The sequence below is a fragment of the Deinococcus frigens DSM 12807 genome (genome assembly GCF_000701425.1).
In the GTDB taxonomy this organism is placed as follows: Bacteria; Deinococcota; Deinococci; order Deinococcales; family Deinococcaceae; genus Deinococcus; species Deinococcus frigens.
This window is the reverse complement of the sequence record NZ_JNIW01000018.1, coordinates 1-22,786: the sequence shown is the minus strand read 5'-3', so window position 1 is coordinate 22,786 and position 22,786 is coordinate 1. Positions and strand designations below refer to the sequence as shown.

Genomic DNA, 22,786 nt, shown 5'->3' with positions numbered 1-22,786 from the left:
GGGCCGTCATGGGCAGGCGGGTACGCTGACTGCCATGAAGATGCTGAAACGAAAGAGCCTGTTGCTGGGCGCGGCCCTGATGCTGGGCGGCGCGTCCCTCTCCTCGGCGGACGCGGCGGGCCTATCGCCCACGCTGCTGGAGCGGGCCAAGCGCGGTGACCAGACCAAGGTGGGCGTGATCGTGCGTTTCCAGTTCGGCAACGACGCGCGGGGCCGTGCCCAGCTCAAGAATCTGCGCTCGCAGCTCAATGGACGTCTGAACCAGCTCGGGTCGGCGGCGGGCTTTCTGGCCAGCGCGATCAAGAGCGGACAGGCCACCTCGCTGTGGCTGGACCAGAGCATCTTTTTGCCGCTGACCCCGGTACAGGCCCGCGCCCTGGCCGCGCTGCCCTTTGTGACCGACATTTTTGAGAACTTCAAAGTTCAGATTCCCAAGCCGCAAAAGGCTGTGGCCCTGAGTGCGTCTGCCGCCGCCGCCGGGGAGCCGTGGCACCTGGCCAAGATCGGTGCGCCGCAGGCGTGGGCCGCCGGTTTCAAGGGCCAGGGCATCAAGATCGGTCACCTGGACAGCGGCATCGATCCCAGCCATCCGCAACTGAACGGCAAGGTCATCGCCTTTGCCGAGTTCGACGGCGAGGGCAACCGCGTCAACAGTCAGCCGCACGACAGCACCGATCACGGCACCCACACGGCGGGGCTGCTGGTGGGCGACACGGTGGGCGTGGCCCCCAGCGCCCAGATCATCAGCGCGCTGGTGCTGCCCAACAACGAGGGGACCTTTGCCGAGGTCATCGCCGGGATGCAGTACGTGCTGGACCCCGATAACAACGCCGATACCGACGACGGCGCGGACGTGGTGAACATGAGCCTGGGCATCCCCGGCACCTACGACGAGTTTATTGTGCCGGTGCAGAACATGCTCAAGGCCGGGGTGGTCCCGGTCTTCGCCATCGGCAACTTCGGTCCGGCATCCAGCAGCACCGGCAGCCCCGGCAACTTGCCCGACGCGGTGGGCGTGGGCGCGGTAGACCAGAGCGGCAATGTGTCCAGCTTCAGCAGCCGGGGGCCGGTGGCCTGGACTGGCAAGATTAACGGCGTGTTCACCAAGCCCGATATCGCCGCGCCGGGGCAGGAGATCACCAGCTCTATTCCTGGGGGCAAGTACGGGGCCAAGAGCGGCAGTTCGCAGGCCAGCCCCATCGCGGCGGGCGCGGTGGCGGTGCTGCTCTCGGCCAAGCCGGGCAGCAGCGTGGACGCCATTAAAAATGCGCTGTACACCAGCGCCAGCAATGCGGGCAACAAGAACAACAACGTGGGCTTCGGGTTGATCAGCATTCCCGGCGCGCTGGGCAAACTGGGCGTGAGCGCGGGTGCGCCTGCCCCGGCCCCCAAGCCCGCGCCCACGCCCACCCCGGCCCCCACGCCGCCGCCTGCCCCCACGCCGCCGCCTGCCCCCACGCCGCCGCCTGCTCCCGCACCGACGCCTACGCCAGCGCCCGCCCCCACGCCAGCGCCCAAGCCCACCCCGACGCCCGCACCGACTCCGACGCCTGCGCCCAAGCCTGCCCCCGCGCCCAAGCCCGCCCCCACACCTCCGCCCAGCACCAACAAGACGCCTACCGGCCCGGCAGGGTACGAGCTGTGCGCGCTGGAGGGTCAGAAGTGCAACTTCAGTGGGCAGCGCGCCGCCGCTTTCGGCACCGAGGGCCAGTATGCGACTGGCACCGGCACCGACGGCTTCAACTGCACGGTGGCCGAGTGGGGCCGTGATCCCGCCCCCGGCAAGTTCAAGGGCTGCTTTATCAAGCCGGTTCCTGGCGCTTCGGTGCCTGCGCCCACGCCTGCTCCGGCCCCCGCCCCCGCCCCCAGCCCCGCCCCCAGCCCTGCTCCCACTGCGGGCAAGCCCCGCGTGCTGCTCGTCGATGACGATATGGGCCAGGGCGCGGACGTGACGAACGCGCTGCGCGACGCCCTCAAGGCCAATGCCGTCAGCGGCGGGGCCTTTGTCTGGAACGTGCAGGCCCAGGGCGCGCCCCCCCTGAGCGAGATGCAAAAGGCCGACATCGTGATCTGGGCCAGCGGTGAGCAGTATCAGAACACCATCACGGCTGGTGATCAGAACACCCTGCGCCAGTACCTGTCGGGCGGCGGACGGCTGCTGGTCACCGGCCAGGACGTCGGCTACGACATCGGTGAGGGCGACTTTTACCGCAGTGTCCTCAGGACCCGCTTCGTGGCCGACAGCAGCGGCAATGCCAAGTTCGTGACGGGTGGGGCCTTCGGCAACACCGCCTACACCCTGAACGCCTCGGGCAGCGCCCAGAATCAGGTCTATCCCGACGTGATCGCCGATCTGGGCGGCAGCGCCACCGTCGCCTCCTGGGGCACGGCCAACGCCAACGCCGGGACCATCACGGCCCAGAGCATCAAGGTCGATCCCAACCGGGGCCGCGCCGCCCAGAAGCAGCAGGACCCGCGCGGTCTGGTCGAGCAGATCGCGGGCAAGATCATCGGCACCGCCCTGGGCCAGATCTTTGGCAACAGCGGTCAGCAGGCCAGCCCGCCCGCGCGCGGCGGACGGGTCAGCGCCCAGAGCGCCGGGGAAAACGCCGGGGCCATCGTCGCCAACGACGCGGGCCGCTACCGCACCGTCAATATGGGCTTTGGCCTGGAAGGGCTGACCCCGAACAGCCGCAACATCCTGGTCAAGACGTCCTTCGACTGGCTGATGCGCTAGAGAATAGAAGTTTGAAGATGGGGGAGAGGCCAGCCGCGCCTCTCCCTTTTTCTCTCCTATCTTTAGCCCCTTCCCACCGCCCCCCTACGCTGGCGGGCTAGGGTGAGCGCATGACCACTTTGAAAGAGATCATGACCCCGGACCTGACCGTCGTGGACACCCGCGCCACCCTCAAGGAGGTCGCCACCCACATGAAGGAACAGGGCATCGGCAACGTGCTGATCATGGACGGCGACACCCTGACCGGCATTATCACAGACCGGGACATCGTGGTGCGCGCCGTCGCCTACGGCCACGATTTCGGTACTCCCGCCAGCGATTACGCCACCGGCGACGTGTTCACCATGACTGGCGATACCAATGTGGACGAGGCCGCCCGCGAGATGTCCCAGCGCCAACTGCGCCGCCTGCCCGTTACCGAGGGCAGCAAGGTGGTGGGCATCGTCAGCCTGGGCGATCTGGCCGTGCGGGCGCAGACCGGCGCGGACGAAAAGGCCTTGCAGGGCATCAGCCAGCCGACGAGCTGAGCCGGATTTCCTCCGCTTTGGAGCGGCGGCCATCTCTCGATTATAGAGATGGCCGCCCGCCTCCTCCTACGCTTGAAGGCGTAAGCTCGGCCCCATGACCACCATCGCCAGTCCACTCGCGCCGCGCGCCACCGCCCTTGAAGTCGTTCAGGGCATCGACCTAAGCGGCAAGACCGCCGTGGTTACCGGGGCTTCTTCCGGTATTGGCGTCGAGACGGCCCGCGCGCTGCTGACGGCTGGGGCGTCCGTCATGCTGGCTGTCCGGGATACGCAGAAGGGTGAGAAGGTGGCCGCCGAGCTGCGCGAGTCCACCGGAAATCAGGAGGCCCGGGTGATCCAGCTTGACCTCGGCTCGCTGGCGCAGGTGCGGGAGGGGGCGGGCCGGATTCTGGATGCGGCCCCCGCAATCCACATCCTGATCAACAACGCGGGCATCATGGCGACGCCGCAGGGCCAGACGCCGGACGGTTTCGAGACGCAGTTCGGGACCAATCACCTGGGCCACTTTCTGCTGACCGAACTGCTGATGCCCGCGCTGCTGGCCGCCGCGCTCGCCCGGGTGGTGGCCCTGAGCAGCAGCGGCCACCGCCGCAGCGATATCGTCTGGGACGACATCAACTTTGAAGGCCGCCCCTATGACCGCTGGGACGCCTACGGCCAGAGCAAGACGGCCAACGCCCTGTTCGCGGTGGGTCTGACCCAGAAATACGGCGCGCGGGGCGTCACCGCCAATGCCGTCCACCCCGGCGGCATCATGACCGGCTTGCAAAAGCATGTGAGCTTAGAAGAGCAGCGCGCGATGGGCTGGCAGGATGAATCGGGCGGGTTGAATCCGGTCTTCAAGACCACCGAAGAGGGCGCGTCCACAACCGTGTGGGCCGCCACCTCGCCGCAACTGGAGGGCATGGGTGGGTTGTTCCTGGAAGACCTTCAGGAAAGCACGCCGCTGGACCCGCAGAACCCCGATCCGATGTTCGGCCACAAGCCCTACGCCCGCGATCCTGGGAACGCCGCGCGGCTGTGGGCGCTGAGCAAGGAGCTGGTGGGCGACTACAGGTAGGCCAGCGCCCAGTCTGTCGCTCCGTGTCGTAATCCCGCCTCCAGCAAGGCCAGTCCGTTCGGCACGGGGTCCTGGTGATGGGGCAGCGGGCCGATCAAGCTCTGAAACTCTTCCAGGCTGAATTTCTGCGGGGCGTGGCGCACGCCTTGCACTGCGCCGTCTCTGACTTCGTAGACCGCGCCGTAGACGTTGCCCTTGCGGGCGTCCAGCGACACGGCCTGCGGCCCGTCGCCACGCACCAGCCCTTCCAGCGTCGAGACGCCGTGCACCGGGACGCCCCATACGCGCCCCAGCCCCAGCGCGTAACTCGCCCCCACCCGTACGCCGGTATATGAGCCGGGGCCGGTGCCGATCACGATCAGGTCTGCGTGAAAGGGCAGGCCCGCGTCCACGAACAACTGACGCGTGGCGGCGGGCAATTCCTCGGCGTGCGCCCGGCCCACCTCTCTTGAAAAGGCTGCCTCGCCGCCCTCCCAGCGCAGGGCCAGGGTCAGGTGCGGGGTGGCGGTATCCAGGGCCAGAACGACGTGAACGTGGGCAGTCATCGCCGGGCATTCTAGGGCCGAGATGAAGATTGTCACCCCGGCGGGAACGTGACGCGAGTCTGACTGGGTGGGGCGGCGGTGCTATCCTCGGACATCATGACTGAAATCGCCAAGGGCCTGGCAGGCGTTAAATTCACCGAGAGCAAGCTGACCTTCATCAACGGCGAGGAGGGGATTTTGCTGCACCTGGGCATTCCGATTCAGGAATGGGCCGAGAACAGCACCTTCGAGGAACTGTCGCTGGCGCTGCTGGAGGGCCAACTGCCCACGGCCTCTGAACTGGCCGCCTTCGACGCACACCTCAAGGAAAACCGCGCCATCCCGCAGCAGCTTCAGCAGGTCATTCAAGACATGCCGCGTGGCATCAATCCTATGCAGGCGCTGCGGACGGCGGTGTCCTACCTGGGCCTGCTCGATCCGCAGTCCGAGGACATCACCCCGGAAGCGCAGCGGGCCATCACCATCCGCATGATCGCACAGTTCGGCACGATTATCGCTGCCATCAGCCGCACGCAGGAAGGCCAAGAGATGGTCGCGCCGCGCATGGACCTGACCCACGCAGGGAACTTCTTGTACATGCTGACCGGCCAGGAGCCGACATCCGAGCAGTCGCGTCTGTTCGACATCGCCCTGGTGCTGCACGTCGATCACGCCATGAACGCCAGCACCTTCACGGCAATTGCCACCTCCAGCACCCTCAGCGACATGTACTCGTGCATCACCTCCGCCATCGGCGCGCTGAAGGGGCCACTGCACGGCGGCGCGAACGAGGCCGTGATGGACATGCTCGATGAAGTCGGCACTCCTGATAAGGCCGAGGCCTACATCGGCAGGAAGCTGGACAACAAGGAAAAGATTATGGGCGTGGGCCACCGCGTCTACAAGAACTTTGATCCCCGCAGCCGCGTGCTGCGCGATTACGCCGAGCATGTGGCGAGTAAAGAAGGCAAGAGCAACTACTACCAGGTCCTCGAAACCATCGAGAAAACCGTGGTAGACCGTCTGGGCGACAAAGGTATTTACCCCAACGTGGACTTCTACAGCGGCACGGTGTACAGCGACCTCGGCATCAAGAAGGAGTTCTTCACCCCGATCTTTGCTCTGGCCCGCATCAGCGGCTGGTGCGCCAGCGTGATCGAGTACAGCCAGGACAACAGCCTGCTGCGCCCCAGCAGCGTCTATACTGGCGAGAAGGACGCGCATTACGTGCAGATTCAGGACCGTAAGTAGACGCTAGAGCAGTTGTCATAAAAAGACCATTTTTATGACCGAGCGAAGCGAGTGGCTTTTACCGAGCAGGACGGAGAATGGAGTCACCGGAAGTCTTCTGCTCCGGTGACGTAATTCGGAGAACTGCTCTAGGTACCAGATTGCTCCTTCCGGGTCTGGAAGGAGGATTTTTTTGATCTCTGGCAGAGGACTGGAGCGACGGGGGCGTTCACCCGTGTCCTGCTTGAGGACCGAGGAGAACCACTTTTCCTGACCGCCTAACAGTTGGTCTTCCGCGCTACGCGATGCCCCGCCGTCCCCGGTTCTCGGCTTCCACGGCGCGCTGGAGTTCCCCAATCTGCTTCAGGATGCCCAGTTGCTCGGCAGGGGCGGCCCCGCCCACCTGCTTTTTCAGCAGGCCGATCTCGGCGCGCATGGCGTCGATGCTCAGGGTCACCTGAATGTCGTCCACGGCGGCGGCGGCGTAGGCATTGACCTTCTGATCGTACTGTTCGCTGCCGTGGCGGGAGATACTGCCGGAATCGCGGCCCTCGAACAGCAGGCGGATCAGCAGTTGTTCCTCGGGCTGGCCCCGGAACACGTCCAGGATGGCGTCGGAACTGGCTGCGCCCTGCACCGCCAGCATCACCTTGCGCACCGATTCGTTGCGCCACGGCACGCTGCCGTCCAGCTTGGCCAGCAGACTGGGATCGATCAGCAGTTGCCGCAGCAGCTTCAGCTCGTTCTCCTCCTCGCCGCGCCCGGCACTCATGCCCGCCAGATGGGTGTCGGTCAGGGTGCGGCGCTTGGCCTTAGAGCCGATCCACTCCAGCAGCGCCTCGGGCTTGATGCCCAGCGTCTCGCAGGCGGCAGTACGCACGCCCTCGGCGATCTCGTCCAGCGGATCGAGGTTCTGCATGCGCGGCAGCAGCTCCATCAGGATGCGCCTCTTGCCGTCGGCGGTGGCGGTGCCGTGCGTCTCGGTGGCGGCCTGCACGCGGTACTGCACCTCGTCTACGCCGTCGGCCAGCGCTTTGCGGATGCCTGCGTCGTCCCCGGCCAGCAGCGCGTCGGCTGGGTCCTTACCGCTGGGAACCGAGGTGGCCCGCACCCGGAATTTGGCCCCCAGCACCTGATCCAGCCCCTTGAGCATGGCCTTGAGGCCCGCCTCGTCATGATCGAACATCAGCGAGATGCTGCGTGCGCCCAGCCGTTCCAGCAGGGTGGCGTGTTCGGCGGTCAGCGCGGTTCCCAGCGAGGCCACCGCGCCCGTGAAGCCGTGCTGCTGCATGGTGATCACATCCATATAGCCTTCCACCACGATCAATTCGGCGTCCCCGTTCTCCGATTTGCCCAGTCCGGTGCGCGCCTTGTCCAGCCCGTACAGCACCTCGCCCTTGTGGAAGGCGTCGGTTTCAGGGGTGTTCAGGTATTTGGGTTTGCTGTCGTCCAGCACGCGCCCGCCGAAGCCCACCAGACGGCCCAGGTGGTCGCGGATGGGGAACATCACCCGTCCCCGGAAGCGGTCATAGATGCGTCCGTTCTCGGCGTTCTCGGTCAGCAGGCCCGCTTCCAGCAACTGGCGTTCGGATAATCCTTTGACGCGGGCGTGCTTGAGAAGACCGTCCCAGCCGTCGGGGGCGTAGCCCAGCTCGAAGGCGGCGATGGTCTCGTCGGTCAGGCCGCGCCGCCGGAAATAGTCCAGCGCTACCCCCGGCAGGTGTTCGCGGAAATAGGCCAGGGCGAAGGCGTTCACGTCGTACAGGTCGCGGCTGCTGCGCTCGCCGTACTTGGCCTCCACCTGAATGCCCACGCGCTCGGCCAGCTTGCGCAGGGCGTCCCCGAAGCTCAGGCTCTCGCTGCGCTGCACGAAGCTGAACACGTCGCCGCCCGCCTTGCAGCCAAAGCAGTAGAAATACCCCTGATCGGTGTCCACCTGAAAGCTGGGGCTTTTCTCGTTGTGAAACGGACAAAGCCCCTTCATGCGGCCCTTTCCGGCGGGGGTCAGGCGCACATATTCACCGACGACTTCCGCGATGTTCAGCCGCGAACGAACGTCTTCCTTGGTTCCCATGTGTCCTCACCTCCCCGGATGCCGCGCCCGTACCCGCCCTGAAAAGTGGGGGGCAGCCGTCCGGGCATGATCTCGTAGTGTACGCTTCCGGGGCAGTCTGCGGCTAGAGGGCAAAAACGCCGTGTCACACGTCTGAAATCATGAGAGGGCACGGCGGGGACGACTGGGGCGGCCTCGCGCCTGTCCTAACGCTTTGCCCCGCGCCGCGCTCATCCTCCGCCCCCACGCAGGCGGCAAGCTGAGGGCCGCGTTATGCCCGCCCTCGGCGATCCCCCCAACTACAGCACGCCCAGAACGCTGGGGCTGGCGCTGAGCAGCGTTCTGGGATCGCTGGCGCATTTCGTGCTGGGGGCGCTGGACTACGAACACGTCAGCCGGTATCTGGGGCTGGCGGTAATGCTGCTGGCTGGGCTGCTGCTGGTCTACGGCATCCTGACCCTGATCCGCTACGCCGAGGCGCTGACCTCCATGCACGACCCCCACGCCCGCACGCCCATGTACAACACCCCGCACGAGACCCTGACCTACCGCCTGGGCCTGGGCCTGAACGGGCTGGCCGCCGTGTCGGCGCTGGCCTGGGCGGTGGGCGGCGAGTTGCCGCTGGGACATCTGGCGGCGGGCGCATTGAACGTGTACTCGGCGTATCTAGCCTGGCAGACCCGCCCACTGGCGGAGCCGGGCGAGGGCGCATAAAGGTCCCGGCAAGTCCTCATGAATGCCCACTTAAGCGCAGATCACTACACCTGAACAGTCAGGGACGACAGTGGGGCCATGACCCAGAACAGCGACAGCCCGCAGCAAAAAGTCAGCCGAGACACGACCACACATGGCAAGGACGGCCAGCACCACCTGGTGGCAGGGCAGCAGGGCAGCATGCGCCTGTGGCACAACGAGGCTCCCAGCGACACCGAGGGCAAACAGCCCCACGCCAACGATTACGAGACGCTGGGCTATGTCATCAGCGGCAAGGTGGAATTGAGGCTGGACGGTCAGACGATCATGCTGGGCGAGGGCGACAGCTACTGCGTCCCGAAAGGCGCGCAGCACACCTACCGCGTCACCGAAACCCTGACCGCCGTGGAGGTCACGACGCCGGGCCAGGCGGGCTGATCCAGCCACCTGCGTAAACAAAACGTTCTCCCCGCCTCCTGGTGAGCTGGGGATTTCTCTGGCAGATTAGTCTGGGAAAGCTCGCCTGGCTGTTGCTGAAAAGCCGCGCTTTCCGGTCCTTACGAGGTCAGCGCCTCGCGCAGCCAGGTCTGAAACTCGGGCAGGGCGCGGTCGTATTGCAGGGCGATGATCTCGGGGACCTCGTAGGGATGCAGGGACTTGATACGCGCCTCCAACTCGGGGTACTTCTCGCCGCTGGTCTTGATCAGCAGCAGGCTTTCGGGGTCCTCGGCCACGTCGCCGTGCCAGCGGTACACGCTCTGGAGGCCAGGCAGAATGTTGACGCAACCCGCCAGATGCTCGGCGACCAGCGTGCGGGCCAGATCATGCGCCCGTTCGGGGGGAAGGGTAACCAACACGACGAGGGACATAGGGTCACAGGATACCCCCGGCAGCAAAGGGACGACCGTAATCCCAGCCCTTGCCGGAGCGGAGTGTAAAAGTTACCGCAAAGTCGCCGCTGCCGTTCAGCCGGGGCGAGGTGTTAAGCTCCGCCCTATGCGGACTATCGTCCTGATCGCCGGCCTTGTTCTCCTGCTCATCTTCGCGGTGCTGAATTTCGGCTCGCTGATGGCGCTGCACCCCATGAATCTGGGGTTTGTCCAGTATGTGACGGCCCCGGTTGGGCTGATCATGCTGCTCACGGCGGTCTTTGCCGCCCTGCTGTTCTATTTCTGGGCGGGCATCAGCAATCTGCGCGCCCAGGCCGACAGCGCCAAGCTGCTGCGCGATATGGAAACGTTGCGGGTCAGCCTGGACAGCCAGGAGGGAAGCCGCTTCGCCGAACTGCGCAGTCACCTGGATTCCCGGATGAATGCGCTGGGGACCGGCGAGACCAGCAACGAAGTGCGGGCCGTCCACAGCCGCATCGACGAGCTTCAGCGCGATATGAACCTGCAACTGGCGCAACTGGACGATTACCTGAAGGGCAAGTTGGGTGAGTCCTCGACGACACCGCCCAGCATGGTCGAAGTCAGGCTCGATAAACTCGATAAATGAGGTCTGAAATGTGGCGGTACAGCCTTTCCGCTCCTTTTCGCTGAACCGGGTGCATTTCCTGTGGCTAGACGCGGCTAGAATGCGGCCAGAGAAGGACCCCCGGAGGACTGAACCGCATGGCGCTTGACCGATTTTTCCGCCGCCGCCGCCCACAGCAACAGCCGGGCGCGGACGTGCCCGAGTTATGGACCCAGTGCCCTCAGTGCAAGGAGAGCATTTACAACCGAGATCTACTCAGTAACGCCTACGTGTGTCCCAAGTGCGGCCACCACCTGCGTCTGGGCGCGGCCCAGCGGGTGGACGTGCTGCTGGACGAGGGCAGCTTCACGCCGCTGTCTGGCAAGGTGCGGCCCGTGGACGCGCTGAATTTTCACGATACCGAGGCGTACACCGACCGCCTGAGACGCGCCCAGGCCAAGACCGGACGCCCCGACGCGATCCTGACCGGCAGCGGCACCCTGCTGAACCTGCCCGTGACGCTGGCGGTCATGGACTTCGCCTTCAGCGGCGGCAGCATGGGCAGCGTGGTGGGTGAGGAAATCTCGCGTGCCGCCGAGTTTGCCGCCGAACACGGCACGCCTCTGTTGATCGTGACTGCCAGCGGCGGGGCCAGAATGCAGGAGAGTGCGCTGTCGTTGATGCAGATGGCCAAGACCACCGTGGCGCTGGAGACCCTGGCCGAGGCGGGGCTGCCCTACGTGAGCATCCTCTCGGACCCCACCACCGGGGGCGTGACCGCCAGTTTTGCCACGATTGCCGACGTGATCGTGGCCGAGCCGGGGGCATTGATCGGCTTTGCCGGGCCGCGCGTGATTCAGCAGACCATTCGCCAGCACCTGCCCGAGGGTTTTCAGCGCGCCGAATTTCTACTGGATCACGGCATGGTGGACGCCGTGGTGGACCGCCGCGAACAGCGCCCGTACCTGGCAAATCTGCTGGGCTTGTTGACCAAGTATGAGGCCAGTGCGTGACCGGCAGTCCTGAAGCCCTGCGCGAGTTAGAGGCCCGCGTGCGTGATCTGGAGGCCACCGCCGAGCGCACCGGGCAGAATCTGGACGCCTCCATCTCGCCGCTGCGCCAGGAAGTCCAGCGACTGCGCGAGGCCAGTGGTCCGCTCAGCCGCTGGGAACGGGTGCAACTGGCCCGCGCCCCCGGCAGGCCCACCGCGCTGGATTACGTGGACCGCCTGTGTACCGGCTTTACCGAGCTGCACGGTGACCGCCGCTTCGGCGACGATCCCGCTTTAATCGGCGGCCCGGCGCGCTGGATGGGCGTACCTGTGATGCTGCTGCTTCAGCAAAAGGGCCGCGATACCAAGACCAAGATCAAGCGCCGTTTTGGCAGTGCCAATCCCGAGGGGTACCGCAAAGCGGTGCGCCTGATGGACCTGGCCGAGAAATTCGGGTTGCCGGTGGTGGCGCTGGTGGACACCCAGGGCGCGTATCCGGGCCTGGAGGCCGAGGAACGTGGCCAGGGCTGGGCGATTGCCGAGAGCATCCGCCGCATGCTCAGCCTGCGCGTACCGGTGGTGTGTGCCGTGATTGGCGAGGGTGGCAGTGGCGGCGCGCTGGCCGTGGGCGTGGGCAACCGCGTGCTGATCCAGGAAAACGCCTGGTACAGCGTGATCTCGCCGGAGGGCGCGGCCAGCATCATCTGGAAGGACGCCAGCAAGGCCCCACTGGCTGCCGAGGCCTTAAAGCTGACCGCCCCCGATCTGCTGGACCTGGGCATCGTGGAGGAGGTCATCCCTGAACCCACAGGCGGCGCACACCTGAACCCGGAAGAGGCCGCCGCCGCCGTGGGCGAGGCCGTGGGCCGCCACCTGGCCGAATTGATGGCGCAGTCGCCGCAGGAGTTGAAAAAGGGGCGGGCAGCGCGGTTCCGGGCGCTGGGGGCGTTTACCGAGACCTAGTACAGCGTCAAACGATCAAAGCAGAGTGGACTTCTCTGTCATGGGAGCGTTTTGTCCGACTAGGACGTGGTTGACAGATACCATTTTCATTATTCTGGCCTCCAAAAGATGGGTTGACCATGTACTGGAAAGCGGTAGCTGGGAGATTGCTGTCTCGCCACCACGTTTTTCGGGGTCTATACCGGATACCTCCAGCCACGAACCGAAACAAAAAAAGCCCTCTCCGCTGGGAAGAGGGTTGGTGACTTGCGAAGCCGCGAAGCAAGAGGGTCCCTTACGGGTACAGCCCGCGCAAGGCCCGCGCTTCCAGGACCCGCGTGCAGGACACGATGTACACGGCGGTCCGCAGCGTCACATTATGCTGCTCTTTCACGTCCCACAGGCTCAGGAAGGCCTCGGACATGATGCGGTCCAAGCGTTTGTTGATCTCCTCTTCCGTCCAGAAGAAGGAGCTGAAATCCTGCACCCATTCGAAGTAACTGACGGTCACGCCTCCGGCGTTCGCCAGCACGTCAGGCACGATGGTGATGCCTTTGGCCGCCAGCAGATCGTCCGCAGCGGGGTTGGTGGGGCCGTTCGCACCCTCCACGATTAGCCTGGCCTTGATCTTGTCGGCGTTCACCAGCGTGATCTGGTTTTCCAGCGCGGCGGGAATCAGCACGTCGCAGTCCACGCTCCAGAACTCGTCCTTCTGGATTTCCTCGCTGCCGGGGAGTTCGGTGATCTTGCCAGTGCGGCGCAGGTGGTCCAGCGCGGCGGCAGGATCGATGCCCGCCTCGCTGTGGATGGTGCCGGTCACGTCCTGAATCGCTACGATCTTCGCGCCGTGCTGATGGAAGATGCGCGACGCCGCCTCGCCCACGTTGCCGAAGCCCTGAACGGCGATCCGCGCGCCTTCCATCGGCAGTCCCAGCTTTTTCATGGCCTCCGCGCCCGTGATGAACACGCCGCGCCCGGTGGCGTCCGCACGGCCCAGCGAGCCGCCCAGGCTGACGGGCTTGCCGGTCACGACGCCGGTGGAGGTGCGGCCCACGTTCATCGAGTAGGTGTCCATGATCCACGCCATCGTCTGCGGGTTGGTGTTCACGTCGGGGGCGGGAATGTCCTTTTCCGGCCCGATGATCAGCCCGATCTCGGTGGCGTAGCGGCGGGTCAGGCGTTCGATTTCCCCGGTGCTGTACTTGCGCGGATCGATCCTCACGCCGCCCTTGCCGCCGCCGTAGGGCAGGTTGACGGCGGCGTTCTTGATGGTCATCCACGCCGACAGCGCCATCACTTCACTCAGGGTCACGTCCTGGTGAAAGCGGATGCCGCCCTTGGCCGGGCCGCGCGAGGTGTTGTGCTGCACGCGGTAGCCCTCGAAGTGCGCCACAGTGCCGTCGTCCAGGTGGATCGGCACGTCCACCACCAGAATCCGTTTGGGCCGCTTGAGGGTTTCTACCCAGTACGCCAGCTTGCCCAGGTACGGCGTGACCCGCTCCACCTGTTCCAGATAGATCTCGTACGGTCCGATGTGGTTGGGATCGAGGTAGCTGGGAATGTCGTGCGCGCCATATTTCTTCTGCTTGACGTGTTCGGGTTCCTGGGTGGCGGTCATGGAGGTCTCCTTTGGATGTCTCAGGGTCTAAAGCGTCAAAAGGTCTGAGGGAATGGGGTGGACTGGCCTGTAGCCGTCGGCCCCGCTCACGGATACACCCCGCGCATCACCGTCGCATTGTGCAGGCGGTTCAGGGCCACGGCGTAGGCGGCTGTCCGCAGGTCGATGTCGCGGGTTCGCATGAACTCCATCACGGTGTCCACGGCGGCGTTCACGCGCTCGTCGATGGACGCCTCGATCTCCTCTTCCGTCCAGAAGAAGTTGCTGGCGTCCTGCACCCATTCCAGGTAGTTGATGACGGCTCCGCCCAGGCTGGCGACCAGATCCGGCAGCACGGTCACGCCGCGCTCCTTGAGGAAGCGCTCGGCTTCGGGCAGCACGGCGCGGTTGGTGGCCTCTACCAGGTAGTCGGCGCGCACGGCGTGGGCGTTGCTGGCATTCACGGCCCCGTAGTCGTAGGCCAGCATCAGCACGTCCACATCCAGGGCCAGCAACTCGTCTACGGTGATGTCGGTGGCAAAGCCCTGCACGCTGCCAAACAGCTCGCGGTGCTGCGACAGGGCGTCCAGGTCCAGGCCGCCGCTGGCGAAGGTCGCGCCGCTTTGGTCACTCACGGCGATCACCATCGCGCCGTGCGCGGCCAGCGTCTGGGCGGCCTTGCGGCCCACGTCGCCGAAGCCGTACACCGCACACGGCGCGCGGTGAAGACTGCGCCCGGCAACGTCTAGCACGCGGGCCGTGACCAGGGCGGCGCTGCGTCCGCGCGCGTCCTTGCTGGCGTAGCTGCCGCCCAGTGGCAGGGGCTTGCCCACCACCATGCCGTTGACGGTGGTGTCGGTGTTCTGATTAAAGGTGTCCATGATCCAGGCCATCATCTGCGCGTCGCTGCCCACGTCGGGGGCCAGGATGTCCTTGCGCGGCCCGATCAGCTCCACGATCTCGGAGGTGTAGCGGCGCACCAGTCCCTCGGTCTCGTGTGGGCTGAGCGTGGAAGGGTCCACGTCCACGCCGCCCTTCGCGCCGCCCAGCGGCAGATCGGCCACCGCCGCCTTGAGGGTCATGATCGCGGCCAGGACCTCGCACTCGTGGGCGTTCAGGCCCTCCTTGAGGCGCATGCCGCCCATGCTGGGGCCGCGCGCGGTGCTGTGGACAGTCCGGAAGCCCTTGAAGACCTTGATGCTGCCGTCGTCCATCTGGACGGGCAGATTCACCGTGAGGGTCCGCTTGGGATACTTGAAATACGCCAGCGACTGATCGGTTACGTCGCAGTGCGGCAGCGCCTGCTGAAGCTGCTCCATAAGGCCCTGCCAGTTGAGTCCTGATGCCCGCATGTGGGGTTCTCCTTTCGTGGGTTGGTGCCGGGTGGGTCAAGAGGGTGCGGAGGGACTGAGCCTCCCCGAACGTTCCAGGTGAACTGTGTCTTTGGAGCATACACGCATAGACAACAGTGTTCCCACGACAGGGCTTATCCATGGGCGGCCCAGCCCCATGTTGCCGCGCCCCCGTTCTAACGCTCCCCGCCTGGCCCGTCAAGCCAAAAAAATGAGGCCAGGACAAAGAAAAGAGCTGAAGCAGTTCCAGCCCGCACTGAGGAAGTAGGAGTGAGGGAGACCTGCCAAATGGAAGGTCAGCCCAGCCGCCATGTCCAACGAGGCGAGACGGCGGAGTGGTTCAGCGCGCTCGCTCGATCTCGCGGCGGGCCAGATCTTCCAGCGCGTGGCGGGCTTCGGAGGCGGGGAAGGTGTGCAGGGCGTCCACGGCCAGCGCGGCGCGGCGGCGGATTTCCTCGCGGGTCCGGTCAAACGCGCCGGTCTTGAGCGCCAGCTCACGCACCCGCTCCACGTCGCCGTCGTGCGCGGCGCGGCGTTCCAGAATGCGGCGGACCTCGGCCCCGTGCGGTCCCTGGAGCAACAGCAGGGATGGATAGGTGGCCTTGCCCTCGCGCAGATCGCCACCCACCGGCTTACCGATCTGCGCCTCGGTCCCGGCCAGGTCCAGCAGGTCGTCTTGCATCTGAAAGGCCAGGCCGTATTCGCGCCCGTAAATACACAGTGCCTCGTAAGCGCCGTCCCCCGCATCCAGCAGGGTGGCCGGCGCGCTGGCGGCCAGCTCGGTCAGGGCCGCCGTCTTGCCGTGAATGACGGTCAGGTAATGCGCCAGATCGTATTCCTGATAGGCCGCCACCTGAAATTGCAGGACCTCGCCCTCGCAGATCACCCCCGCCGTCTCACCGAAGGTGCGGGTCAGGGCCGGGCCGCCGCTCATGCTGGACAGGAGGGTCAACAGCCGCGCCAGCATGAAGTCGCCGCTCATCACACTGACCACGTTCCCGAAACGCCGGAAGGCCGACTGCTGGCCCCGGCGGGTATCGGCGTCGTCGATCAGGTCGTCGTGCAGCAGCGAGGCCGAGTGCAGCAGTTCCACGCACACCGCAAGGTCCAGCACGGCGTCCCAGCCGGGGCGGGTGGGCACTGCGCCCAGCATCTGCGCCGACAGCAGCGCCAGCAGGGGCCGGATGCGCTTACCACCCGCCGCCACCAGATCGTCGCCGATCAGCTCGATGAACTCCACCCGTGAGCGCAACACCTCGCGCAGACGCGCCTCGAAAGCCGCATCGGGAACGCTCAGGGCCAGCACGCCGGTCATGCCCCGCAGTATATGAGAGGGCGGGGGGGCTAAACGTACCGCCGGGTGGGTGCGGGGTGCGGGCCACGTCTGGGGAGGGCCGTGCCGTGGACTGCCAGGCCACCCGCCCGCTGCCGTTGCGCCCTCCGGACCTCAGGGACCGTTTCCCTCCTGTCCCTCCCCTTTTCGCGCTGCGCGTGGTAAAAATGCAGGTATGGAAAGTGTCGTTGCCCTCTTTCGTGAGCCGGGTCAGGCCAAGGTCGTTCTGGAAGCCCTGAAATCCCGTGGTTTTGAACGCGATCACCTGGGCTTCGCCCTGAACGACGCTGTGGCCGAGGACGATCTGGCGCAGTCCACCGGCGTCAGCCCGGAAGCGGGTGCGCCTGCGGGAGCGTCCAGCGTGATTCGGGGCGCGTTGATGGGCGCGCTGGCCGGTCTGGCGCTGACCTTTCCGATCTGGTTGCTGCTGCTGGTGTTTCCGGCCACGCGGCTGTATCAGCAGGGCGGCATTTACGGCATGCTTTTCGGCGCGCTTGGCGGGCTGGGGCTGGGCGGCCTGTTCGGCGCGCTGGCGGGCAGTGACCACGGTGACTACGTGACGTTGCTGCGCCGCATGGGCGTGCCCCCGGTGCAGGCCGAGCGGTTTAACTCGGGCATCAGCGACGGTCACGTTATCGTGATCGCCCGTGACCCCAGCAGCGCCCGCGCTGACGAGGCCCTGAGCCTGATGCGCCAGCACGGGGCGGTCAAACTGGACGACGCTGTGGGTGGGGGCCGCCTGCAAAGCGAGCGGGTAGGCGACGATGGGCGCTGAGCTATAAAAGAACGGGGCTGTAGAAGAACAGGGCTATAGAAGGACAGGACTAAATAGAGGACAGGGCGCTGGGGTTTTCCTCAGCGCCCCGCCTCTTTTTGCGTGCCGCCTGCCAGCCGGGCCAGTTCCGCCGCGTCGCTGACCCGCACGGTGCGCCGCTCCAGCACGTTCCAGCACGATCCAGCCCAGCCGGTAGAACTCGCCCAGCTTGCGGCTGATCAGCTCCGGTACGGTGCCCAGCAGCGCGGCCAGTTCGGAATTGGTGGGCAGCGCGTGGGGAGCAGCCGAGTGTTCCAGTAGGTAAGCGGCCAGCCGCTCGCCCAGCTCGCTGAACACCAGGCTATCCAGCCGCCCCAGCAACTCGGCCTGCCGCCGGGCAAAATACGCGATGACCGCCTGCGCCAGCGCCGGCGTGTGGAAGACCGCCTCCCGCACGGCGTCCACGGGCAGGGCCAGCACCTCAGTAGGACTCTGGAGGGCCTGCGCGTGCGCCGGATAGACCGCCCGACTCTGAAAGGCGGCCACGCCCGCCACCACCTGACGCGGTCCCTCGACATGCAGGGTCAGCTCGCGCCGTCCCCCGCGTGACAGTCGGTAGACCCGCACGCTACCCAGAGCAACGACGTACAGCGATTCCACCGCCTGCCCGGCCTGAAAAAGATGCTGTCCGCGCGACAGCACAGAGAACCGCCCCAGTTCGGCTAGCGGCAGCAAATCCGGCTCCTGCGCGCCTTGAAAGATGGGGGCGTGACGCAGGAGGGCAAGGGCGCGTTCTGAACTCATACGGACTCCGATTGCAAGGTGTTGGAAACACCTGGACATCCGAGCGGGCGTCCAGGCGTCCTCATGGGCGCTGCTCTGGACAAGACAGCGAGCAGCAGAAAAACGGGTCTCGGACGTGACGTGGATGAGTCGGCGCTGTCCAGATTCATGCCCGACTCATCCACGAAACAAACGGAATCCGTATCACCCCCCTATGCTGCCACGCCGCTGCCACGCCTCACCCGCCCAGCAGCGTGACCAGCACCTGCCCCGGCTGACGGGCCAGCAGGCTGATCGGCTCGTTGCCGTCGTGGGTCACGACTTGTCCGGCCCCCAGGGTCTGCGCGCTCTGCGTCGTGACCTCGATCTCTCCCGATAGAACGGCCAGCACCGCCTGTGCGCCGGGGTGGCGGTGCGGTGGGATGCCCTGTCCGGCCTCCAGGGTGAACAGCAGCGAGCGCCCGTGCGGGGTAACGGCCAGGACCCGTGGAGGCGCGGCGCGCTGAATATCGGTGGATGGCGCATGTTCGGTGGTCATTGGACTCCTTTTTCTGAAGACGTTCCGGCCAGAGCGAAACGTTGCAACGACACCCGCATGCGCGAGGCCATCATCAGCATGGCCTGCGCTTCCGGCGGATCAAGGTGTTCAGCCAGCGCCGTTTCCCATAGCGCCAGCCAGCGGTCAAAATGGACTGCCTCCGCGCCCAGGTTGCTATGCGCCGGGCCGGGTTGCCCCCGGTAGGCGCTGGGGCCGCCCGTCACGGCCCGCCAGAAGCCCTCCAGCCGGGCGATATGCACCGGCCACCCCGCCCCCGGAAACGGCCCAACACGGCTTCTGAAGACTGGCCCCAGCAACCCGTCCCGCACCACCTGCGCGTAAAAGCCCCACAGCAGCGCCCGCAGGCGGTCCTCGCCAATACGCGAGAACAGCGTTTCTCCGTCGGCGGTCAACAGCACCGGAGCGGTCACGCGCCCCCCACGGCGGCCACGCACAGCAGCACGCTGGCCCCCAGCGTCAGGTGGGTGATCCAGCCGGGCACGGCTGCGCCCGCCACCGACGCCCGGCGGACGTGCACGGCCACCGCTCCGCCGATCAGCGCCAGCAGCAGCAGTTCGGCCCACAGCAGCAGTTTGGCCCACGGCACTGAGGCCGCGCCGCCCGTGAAGATCATGACCAGCGCCACCACGCCCAGCACGGCGGTCAGCGGGCCGTTCACGCGCGCGTAATGTCGCCCCACCCGTCGGCGGTGGGCGCGGCGAACCTCCGCGTCCGGGAACAGTTCGGCAAAAGCCGGGCTGACCACGAAGGTGATGAACAGGTACATGCCCACCCACAGGCCCACCAGCAGGATGTTGAGGCCCGGGAGCCAGGCCAGTGGGGTCTCAGAGGGTGTCGTCATCACCTCAGACCCTGAAGAACTCGTAATTGCGGGCGATAAAGCTCTCCTCCCCGGCGGGCACGTCCTCCTCGGGAAAGATGGCGCTGACCGGACAGGCGGGGACGCACGCGCCGCAGTCGATGCACTCATCGGGGTGGATCAGGTACATCTCGCCGGCGTCGTAGATGCATTCCACCGGGCAGACCTCGGTGCAGGACGCATCCTTGGTGCCGATACACGGACTGGTGATGATATGGGTCATGGCTAGAGTGTGGCAGACGGCGTTCAGCACGGCCATGACCTGGGTCAAGGTCCAGACTGCAAGAGGGACAGATGCGGGAACTTTTCCCGCCATGACGCCGTATCATGGAGCGTATGCAGACCTATCTCATGCCCCAATCGCAGGCGCGGACGCAAGAGCTGGTTCGCACGTTTATGGCCCGCACCTATTCGTGGATGGCCGCCGGACTGGCCCTGACCGCCGGAATCGCCTACCTGACCGCCCAGAACGAGGCGTTTGCCTTTCAGATCATGCAGATTCGCATGCCGCTGTTGCTGGTCCAACTGGGCCTGGTCTTCGGCCTGAGCCTGTTCGCGGACCGCCTGAGCAGCACGGTGGCCGGGATGCTGTTCATCGCCTACGCCGCCCTGACCGGCCTGACCTTCAGCGCCCTGCTGTTCGTCTACAGCCCCAGCGCGGTGATCAGCGCCTTTGCCACCACCGCCGGAACCTTCGGGGCCATGAGCGTGGTGGGTTACGTGATCAAGAAGGACCTGAGCGCGTTTGCCCGCTTCTTCATGTTCGCGTTGATCGGGTTGATCGTCGCCATGATCGTGAACATTTTCGTCGCCAGCAGCGCCCTGACCTTCGGCATTAGCATTATCGGCGTGCTGCTGTTCGCGGGCCTGACCGCCTACGACACGCAGATGCTGCGGAATATGGCCCTGAGCGGCATCAGCGGCGAGCAGGCCGAACGCGCCGCGATCAACGGAGCGTTGAGGTTGTACCTAGACTTCATCAATATGTTCCTGTTCATCCTGCGCCTGTTTGGGGGCAGTCGCAACTGAACTGAGTTTCAATCAAGTGAGCGCCAGACGAAAACCGCCCCGGCACCGGCTGGGGCGGCTTTTTGCGGTCTCCGGCTTTTCTCAGCCGCCCCCGTACATCTGGATCAATCCCGGCAGATCCTGCTGCAATGCTCCGCCGATCACTTCCGAATTGGTGTAGACGCGCACAAACTGGCCCGCCGTATTCACCACGCTGACCTGATCGCCGTGGATGCGGGCGGCCTCGCTGGCTCCGGCTCCGGCAGCCTCCGCATTGTCCGCGCCCTGCCCGGACGGGGGGGCCATGTGGGTGCTGTGGTCCATGGCCATGACCGGCTGAGGCTTGACGTTCGCCACGAACATGTCTCTGGCGGCCTCGTCGATGGTTGTCGCCCTGCCCGTCAGTCCGGTGAAGGCCGGATCGAAGCGGTCCAGATAGGCGCGCATCACTTCTGGCGTATCGAACTGCGGGTCCACGGTGATGAACTGAATCTGGAGCTTTTGCTGTTGCTGTGGCTTGAGTGTCCCGTAGCTGTTCTTCAGGCTTGCCAGCGTGGCCGGGCAGACATCCGGGCAGCGCACGAAGCCGTAGAAGACCAGGCGCAGCCGTCCGTCACCGTGGGCCAGCGTGGTGGTCTGGCCCCGGTCATCCACCAACCCCAGTGCGGGCAGCGTCGCCGGGTTGTCCAGCGCCTCGCCCCCCGTCACGCTGGGGCTGGCCCCCCGCGCGAACAGCAGACCGCCCAGAATTGCCGCGATGCCCAGCAGGATGCCCGTCAACCATTTCATGCCCGCAGGCTAGGGCGTCTGGCACGGGCGGGGTGTCCCCATCTCAAGCTTTCAGTTCAACACCCGCCGTTCCACGCGCCTGGCCGAGACCGGGCGGCCCTCCCACACGGCCACCACGATCAGCACCGCCGTCGCCAGCGCCGCCAGTGTCAGCGGCGTGACCAGTGCGGTCAGCAGGACCAGCAGGGCCAGCCCCCCCCAGCCCGGCCAGATGCGACACCGGAACCTGCCCGGTGATGTTGCGCTTGAACAGCAGGTTGCCCAGCAGGAACAGCGCCGGACCGCCCAGCGTTGCCAGCATGACCTTGGTTGCGGTATGGCCGCCCGGATGCGCCAGCACAAATTCGTCGGCCACGGCGGTCAGTACGATTCCGGCGACGATGGCGACATGGATAAAGGTGTAGGCGCTGCGGGCAATCCGCCCCGGATCGTCCGAGTGCGTGATGGAGTGTTCACCCGCCTGCGCGTTGGCAATGAAGTAAATCCACCACAGCGCCACGCTGCCCACGAAGGTGACCGCCAGCGCGGCGACATGCACAGCGTCCCAGGACAGTTCGGCGAAGGTTGCCTCGGCCACCAGCAGGCTCTCGCCCAGCGCGATAATGATGAACAGCCCCGCCCGCTCGGCCATGTGCGCGCCGCTCACGTCCCAGTCCTGCGTGGTGCTGCGGCCCAGGCCCGGCACGAAAAAGCCCACCGCCGCCGAGAGATAATCCACCCCCAGCGCCAGCAGCCACAGGCCCAGCCGCGCCTCGCCCTCGCTCAGTGCGCCTGCGGTCCACAGGGCACCGCTCAACGTCCGCCAGCTCAGAATGCGCGTGAAATTGGCCTGCTGGTGTGTTCCCCACATGGCCCACAGGGCAAAGCCGCTGCTGACTGTCCCCATCAGCGCGTAGGCCACGGCAAACCACAGCCCACGCTCCCCAAAGGCTCCTGGTAATGAGGCCGCCATCACCAGTCCAATCAGCATCAGGGCGATCAGACACAGCCGCACGGGCAGGGTGTCCGGGTTGAGCCAGTTGGTCATCCAGGCAATGCCCACCCAGACCCACCACACGCCCATCAGCAGGATCAGCACCTCCAGCGCGCCCGGCAGCGTGAAGTGTTCCAGCAGCCTGTGCGCGAGCTGCGTGATGGCGAACACGAACACCAGATCGAAGAACAGTTCCAGAAACGACACCTTGATGTCGCCTTGCCCGTCCCGGTGGCGCATCCAGGGCGTGAGTCGGGCAGATTAGGGCTTACGCGAAACTGGACAAATTTGAGATTCTGAGCTGATGGGAAGACCTCGGAAAGTCAGTCGGCAACGGTACTGCGAGTTTTTGGCTGCCACACAGATCAACCGAACGCAAACCTATTTTGCCGATCACATCGACGATTTTGCTCATGACGCAGTTCAGCGGTACTTGCAAGGAGATCGCCTGACGGCAGCGGAGCTGTGGACGCAGGTGCGCCCACACGTCCAATTCAGCGACAGGGGCTATGTCATCTTCGATGACAGCGTCATGGACAAGAACCATTCACGACGCATGGCATTGGT

Annotated in this window: 24 protein-coding genes and 1 pseudogene; 12 read left to right on the top strand and 13 right to left on the bottom strand. The window is 65.7% G+C overall.

The window, feature by feature from the left end; translation table 11 throughout:
* Positions 1–40: 40 nt before the first annotated feature.
* The 3 genes from Q322_RS0108805 to Q322_RS0108795 all read left to right on the top strand — a co-directional run bounded on the left by Q322_RS0108805 (position 41) and on the right by Q322_RS0108795 (position 4,324).
* Positions 41–2,737, top strand: a complete 2,697-nt coding sequence (locus Q322_RS0108805; protein WP_029477531.1) for a S8 family peptidase — start codon at positions 41–43, stop codon at positions 2,735–2,737.
* Positions 2,738–2,847: 110 nt separating this feature from the next.
* Positions 2,848–3,264 carry a CBS domain-containing protein gene (locus Q322_RS0108800; protein WP_029477530.1) on the top strand — a complete coding sequence of 139 codons (417 nt, stop codon included), beginning with the start codon at positions 2,848–2,850 and terminating at the stop codon, positions 3,262–3,264.
* A gap of 94 nt (positions 3,265–3,358) precedes the next feature.
* Positions 3,359–4,324 (top strand): oxidoreductase, encoded by a 966-nt coding sequence (locus tag Q322_RS0108795; protein WP_029477529.1) that lies wholly within the window; start codon positions 3,359–3,361, stop codon positions 4,322–4,324.
* Here Q322_RS0108795 and tsaB read toward each other — a convergent pair.
* Complete coding sequence (gene tsaB / locus Q322_RS0108790) at positions 4,315–4,869, bottom strand: tRNA (adenosine(37)-N6)-threonylcarbamoyltransferase complex dimerization subunit type 1 TsaB (RefSeq protein WP_029477528.1); 555 nt, start codon at positions 4,867–4,869, stop codon at positions 4,315–4,317. The genes Q322_RS0108795 and tsaB overlap by 10 nt on opposite strands.
* A gap of 96 nt (positions 4,870–4,965) precedes the next feature.
* Here tsaB and Q322_RS0108785 point away from each other — a divergent pair, with 96 nt between their 5' ends.
* The gene (locus Q322_RS0108785) at positions 4,966–6,099 is read left to right on the top strand and encodes a citrate/2-methylcitrate synthase (RefSeq protein ID WP_029477527.1); all 1,134 of its coding nucleotides are present in this window, start codon (positions 4,966–4,968) and stop codon (positions 6,097–6,099) included.
* A 277-nt stretch (positions 6,100–6,376) separates the two neighbouring features.
* Here the strand turns inward: Q322_RS0108785 and dnaG are convergent, their stop codons facing one another.
* Positions 6,377–8,152: a DNA primase gene (gene dnaG / locus Q322_RS0108780; RefSeq protein WP_029477526.1), complete on the bottom strand. Its 1,776-nt coding sequence runs from the start codon at positions 8,150–8,152 to the stop codon at positions 6,377–6,379.
* 252 nt (positions 8,153–8,404) lie between these two features.
* On the opposite strand from dnaG, the gene Q322_RS0108775 reads away from it, so the two are divergent.
* Both Q322_RS0108775 and Q322_RS0108770 read left to right on the top strand, forming a co-directional pair.
* On the top strand, positions 8,405–8,845 hold the full coding sequence (locus tag Q322_RS0108775) for a hypothetical protein (protein WP_029477525.1): 441 nt from the start codon (positions 8,405–8,407) through the stop codon (positions 8,843–8,845).
* A 78-nt stretch (positions 8,846–8,923) separates the two neighbouring features.
* Positions 8,924–9,262, top strand: a complete 339-nt coding sequence (locus Q322_RS0108770; RefSeq protein ID WP_029477524.1) for a cupin domain-containing protein — start codon at positions 8,924–8,926, stop codon at positions 9,260–9,262.
* Positions 9,263–9,381: 119 nt separating this feature from the next.
* On the opposite strand, the gene cutA is transcribed toward Q322_RS0108770, so the two are convergent.
* Entirely contained in the window at positions 9,382–9,693 is a 312-nt protein-coding gene (cutA, locus tag Q322_RS0108765; protein ID WP_029477523.1) for a divalent-cation tolerance protein CutA, read from the bottom strand.
* A 127-nt stretch (positions 9,694–9,820) separates the two neighbouring features.
* Here cutA and Q322_RS0108760 point away from each other — a divergent pair, with 127 nt between their 5' ends.
* The 3 genes from Q322_RS0108760 to Q322_RS0108750 all read left to right on the top strand — a co-directional run bounded on the left by Q322_RS0108760 (position 9,821) and on the right by Q322_RS0108750 (position 12,233).
* Complete coding sequence (locus tag Q322_RS0108760) at positions 9,821–10,321, top strand: hypothetical protein (RefSeq protein ID WP_029477522.1); 501 nt, start codon at positions 9,821–9,823, stop codon at positions 10,319–10,321.
* 116 nt (positions 10,322–10,437) lie between these two features.
* Entirely contained in the window at positions 10,438–11,292 is an 855-nt protein-coding gene (gene accD, locus Q322_RS0108755; protein WP_029477521.1) for an acetyl-CoA carboxylase, carboxyltransferase subunit beta, read from the top strand.
* Positions 11,289–12,233, top strand: coding sequence for an acetyl-CoA carboxylase carboxyltransferase subunit alpha (locus Q322_RS0108750; RefSeq protein ID WP_029477520.1), 945 nt, complete (start codon positions 11,289–11,291; stop codon positions 12,231–12,233). Before accD ends, Q322_RS0108750 begins: the two co-directional genes overlap by 4 nt.
* Before the next feature lie 274 nt (positions 12,234–12,507).
* Here the strand turns inward: Q322_RS0108750 and Q322_RS0108745 are convergent, their stop codons facing one another.
* From Q322_RS0108745 to Q322_RS0108735, 3 genes are all read right to left on the bottom strand, one after another.
* Complete coding sequence (locus tag Q322_RS0108745; protein ID WP_029477519.1) at positions 12,508–13,830, bottom strand: Glu/Leu/Phe/Val family dehydrogenase; 1,323 nt, start codon at positions 13,828–13,830, stop codon at positions 12,508–12,510.
* Between the two features lie 86 nt (positions 13,831–13,916).
* Entirely contained in the window at positions 13,917–15,161 is a 1,245-nt protein-coding gene (locus tag Q322_RS0108740; protein WP_029477517.1) for a Glu/Leu/Phe/Val family dehydrogenase, read from the bottom strand.
* A 340-nt stretch (positions 15,162–15,501) separates the two neighbouring features.
* The gene (locus tag Q322_RS0108735; protein ID WP_029477516.1) at positions 15,502–16,476 is read right to left on the bottom strand and encodes a polyprenyl synthetase family protein; all 975 of its coding nucleotides are present in this window, start codon (positions 16,474–16,476) and stop codon (positions 15,502–15,504) included.
* A 193-nt stretch (positions 16,477–16,669) separates the two neighbouring features.
* Here Q322_RS0108735 and Q322_RS0108730 point away from each other — a divergent pair, with 193 nt between their 5' ends.
* On the top strand, positions 16,670–17,269 hold the full coding sequence (locus Q322_RS0108730; RefSeq protein WP_029477515.1) for a hypothetical protein: 600 nt from the start codon (positions 16,670–16,672) through the stop codon (positions 17,267–17,269).
* Between the two features lie 33 nt (positions 17,270–17,302).
* Here Q322_RS0108730 and Q322_RS20795 read toward each other — a convergent pair whose 3' ends face one another.
* From Q322_RS20795 to Q322_RS0108705, 5 genes are all read right to left on the bottom strand, one after another.
* On the bottom strand, positions 17,303–18,052 hold the full coding sequence (locus Q322_RS20795) for a Crp/Fnr family transcriptional regulator (protein ID WP_245593191.1): 750 nt from the start codon (positions 18,050–18,052) through the stop codon (positions 17,303–17,305).
* Positions 18,053–18,269: 217 nt separating this feature from the next.
* A complete protein-coding gene (locus Q322_RS21695; RefSeq protein ID WP_051668370.1) occupies positions 18,270–18,569 on the bottom strand; it encodes a cupin domain-containing protein in 300 nt (99 codons plus the stop codon).
* Entirely contained in the window at positions 18,566–19,000 is a 435-nt protein-coding gene (locus Q322_RS0108715) for a group III truncated hemoglobin (protein ID WP_245593190.1), read from the bottom strand. The genes Q322_RS21695 and Q322_RS0108715 overlap by 4 nt, the downstream gene beginning before the upstream one ends.
* Positions 18,997–19,431 carry a hypothetical protein gene (locus Q322_RS0108710; protein ID WP_029477512.1) on the bottom strand — a complete coding sequence of 145 codons (435 nt, stop codon included), beginning with the start codon at positions 19,429–19,431 and terminating at the stop codon, positions 18,997–18,999. Before Q322_RS0108710 ends, Q322_RS0108715 begins: the two co-directional genes overlap by 4 nt.
* A 4-nt stretch (positions 19,432–19,435) precedes the next feature.
* Positions 19,436–19,672, bottom strand: a complete 237-nt coding sequence (locus tag Q322_RS0108705; protein ID WP_029477511.1) for a ferredoxin family protein — start codon at positions 19,670–19,672, stop codon at positions 19,436–19,438.
* Positions 19,673–19,785: 113 nt separating this feature from the next.
* On the opposite strand from Q322_RS0108705, the gene Q322_RS0108700 reads away from it, so the two are divergent.
* The gene (locus Q322_RS0108700; protein ID WP_029477510.1) at positions 19,786–20,478 is read left to right on the top strand and encodes a Bax inhibitor-1/YccA family protein; all 693 of its coding nucleotides are present in this window, start codon (positions 19,786–19,788) and stop codon (positions 20,476–20,478) included.
* A gap of 81 nt (positions 20,479–20,559) precedes the next feature.
* On the opposite strand, the gene Q322_RS0108695 is transcribed toward Q322_RS0108700, so the two are convergent.
* Both Q322_RS0108695 and Q322_RS20790 read right to left on the bottom strand, forming a co-directional pair.
* Positions 20,560–21,246, bottom strand: a complete 687-nt coding sequence (locus Q322_RS0108695) for an SCO family protein (protein ID WP_029477509.1) — start codon at positions 21,244–21,246, stop codon at positions 20,560–20,562.
* A gap of 43 nt (positions 21,247–21,289) precedes the next feature.
* Entirely contained in the window at positions 21,290–22,459 is a 1,170-nt protein-coding gene (locus Q322_RS20790; protein ID WP_211248883.1) for a low temperature requirement protein A, read from the bottom strand.
* Positions 22,460–22,568: 109 nt separating this feature from the next.
* On the opposite strand from Q322_RS20790, the pseudogene Q322_RS24125 reads away from it, so the two are divergent.
* Positions 22,569–22,786: pseudogene (locus Q322_RS24125) on the top strand (hypothetical protein); the annotation flags it as partial.

Bases quoted from the DNA above. Each gene is read 5' to 3' on its own strand.
- accD (WP_029477521.1), top strand. From the start codon at position 10,438: ATGGCGCTTGACCGATTTTTCCGCCGCCGCCGCCCACAGCAACAGCCG.
- Q322_RS0108760 (WP_029477522.1), top strand. From the start codon at position 9,821: ATGCGGACTATCGTCCTGATCGCCGGCCTTGTTCTCCTGCTCATCTTC.
- Q322_RS0108735 (WP_029477516.1), bottom strand. From the start codon at position 16,476: ATGACCGGCGTGCTGGCCCTGAGCGTTCCCGATGCGGCTTTCGAGGCG.
- tsaB (WP_029477528.1), bottom strand. From the start codon at position 4,869: ATGACTGCCCACGTTCACGTCGTTCTGGCCCTGGATACCGCCACCCCG.
- Q322_RS0108740 (WP_029477517.1), bottom strand. From the start codon at position 15,161: ATGCGGGCATCAGGACTCAACTGGCAGGGCCTTATGGAGCAGCTTCAG.
- Q322_RS0108700 (WP_029477510.1), top strand. From the start codon at position 19,786: ATGCAGACCTATCTCATGCCCCAATCGCAGGCGCGGACGCAAGAGCTG.
- Q322_RS20795 (WP_245593191.1), bottom strand. From the start codon at position 18,052: ATGAGTTCAGAACGCGCCCTTGCCCTCCTGCGTCACGCCCCCATCTTT.
- Q322_RS0108730 (WP_029477515.1), top strand. From the start codon at position 16,670: ATGGAAAGTGTCGTTGCCCTCTTTCGTGAGCCGGGTCAGGCCAAGGTC.
- Q322_RS0108705 (WP_029477511.1), bottom strand. From the start codon at position 19,672: ATGACCCATATCATCACCAGTCCGTGTATCGGCACCAAGGATGCGTCC.
- Q322_RS0108745 (WP_029477519.1), bottom strand. From the start codon at position 13,830: ATGACCGCCACCCAGGAACCCGAACACGTCAAGCAGAAGAAATATGGC.
- dnaG (WP_029477526.1), bottom strand. From the start codon at position 8,152: ATGGGAACCAAGGAAGACGTTCGTTCGCGGCTGAACATCGCGGAAGTC.
- Q322_RS0108805 (WP_029477531.1), top strand. From the start codon at position 41: ATGCTGAAACGAAAGAGCCTGTTGCTGGGCGCGGCCCTGATGCTGGGC.
- cutA (WP_029477523.1), bottom strand. From the start codon at position 9,693: ATGTCCCTCGTCGTGTTGGTTACCCTTCCCCCCGAACGGGCGCATGAT.
- Q322_RS0108770 (WP_029477524.1), top strand. From the start codon at position 8,924: ATGACCCAGAACAGCGACAGCCCGCAGCAAAAAGTCAGCCGAGACACG.
- Q322_RS0108775 (WP_029477525.1), top strand. From the start codon at position 8,405: ATGCCCGCCCTCGGCGATCCCCCCAACTACAGCACGCCCAGAACGCTG.
- Q322_RS0108695 (WP_029477509.1), bottom strand. From the start codon at position 21,246: ATGAAATGGTTGACGGGCATCCTGCTGGGCATCGCGGCAATTCTGGGC.
- Q322_RS0108710 (WP_029477512.1), bottom strand. From the start codon at position 19,431: ATGACGACACCCTCTGAGACCCCACTGGCCTGGCTCCCGGGCCTCAAC.
- Q322_RS0108795 (WP_029477529.1), top strand. From the start codon at position 3,359: ATGACCACCATCGCCAGTCCACTCGCGCCGCGCGCCACCGCCCTTGAA.
- Q322_RS0108800 (WP_029477530.1), top strand. From the start codon at position 2,848: ATGACCACTTTGAAAGAGATCATGACCCCGGACCTGACCGTCGTGGAC.
- Q322_RS21695 (WP_051668370.1), bottom strand. From the start codon at position 18,569: ATGACCACCGAACATGCGCCATCCACCGATATTCAGCGCGCCGCGCCT.
- Q322_RS20790 (WP_211248883.1), bottom strand. From the start codon at position 22,459: ATGCGCCACCGGGACGGGCAAGGCGACATCAAGGTGTCGTTTCTGGAA.
- Q322_RS0108785 (WP_029477527.1), top strand. From the start codon at position 4,966: ATGACTGAAATCGCCAAGGGCCTGGCAGGCGTTAAATTCACCGAGAGC.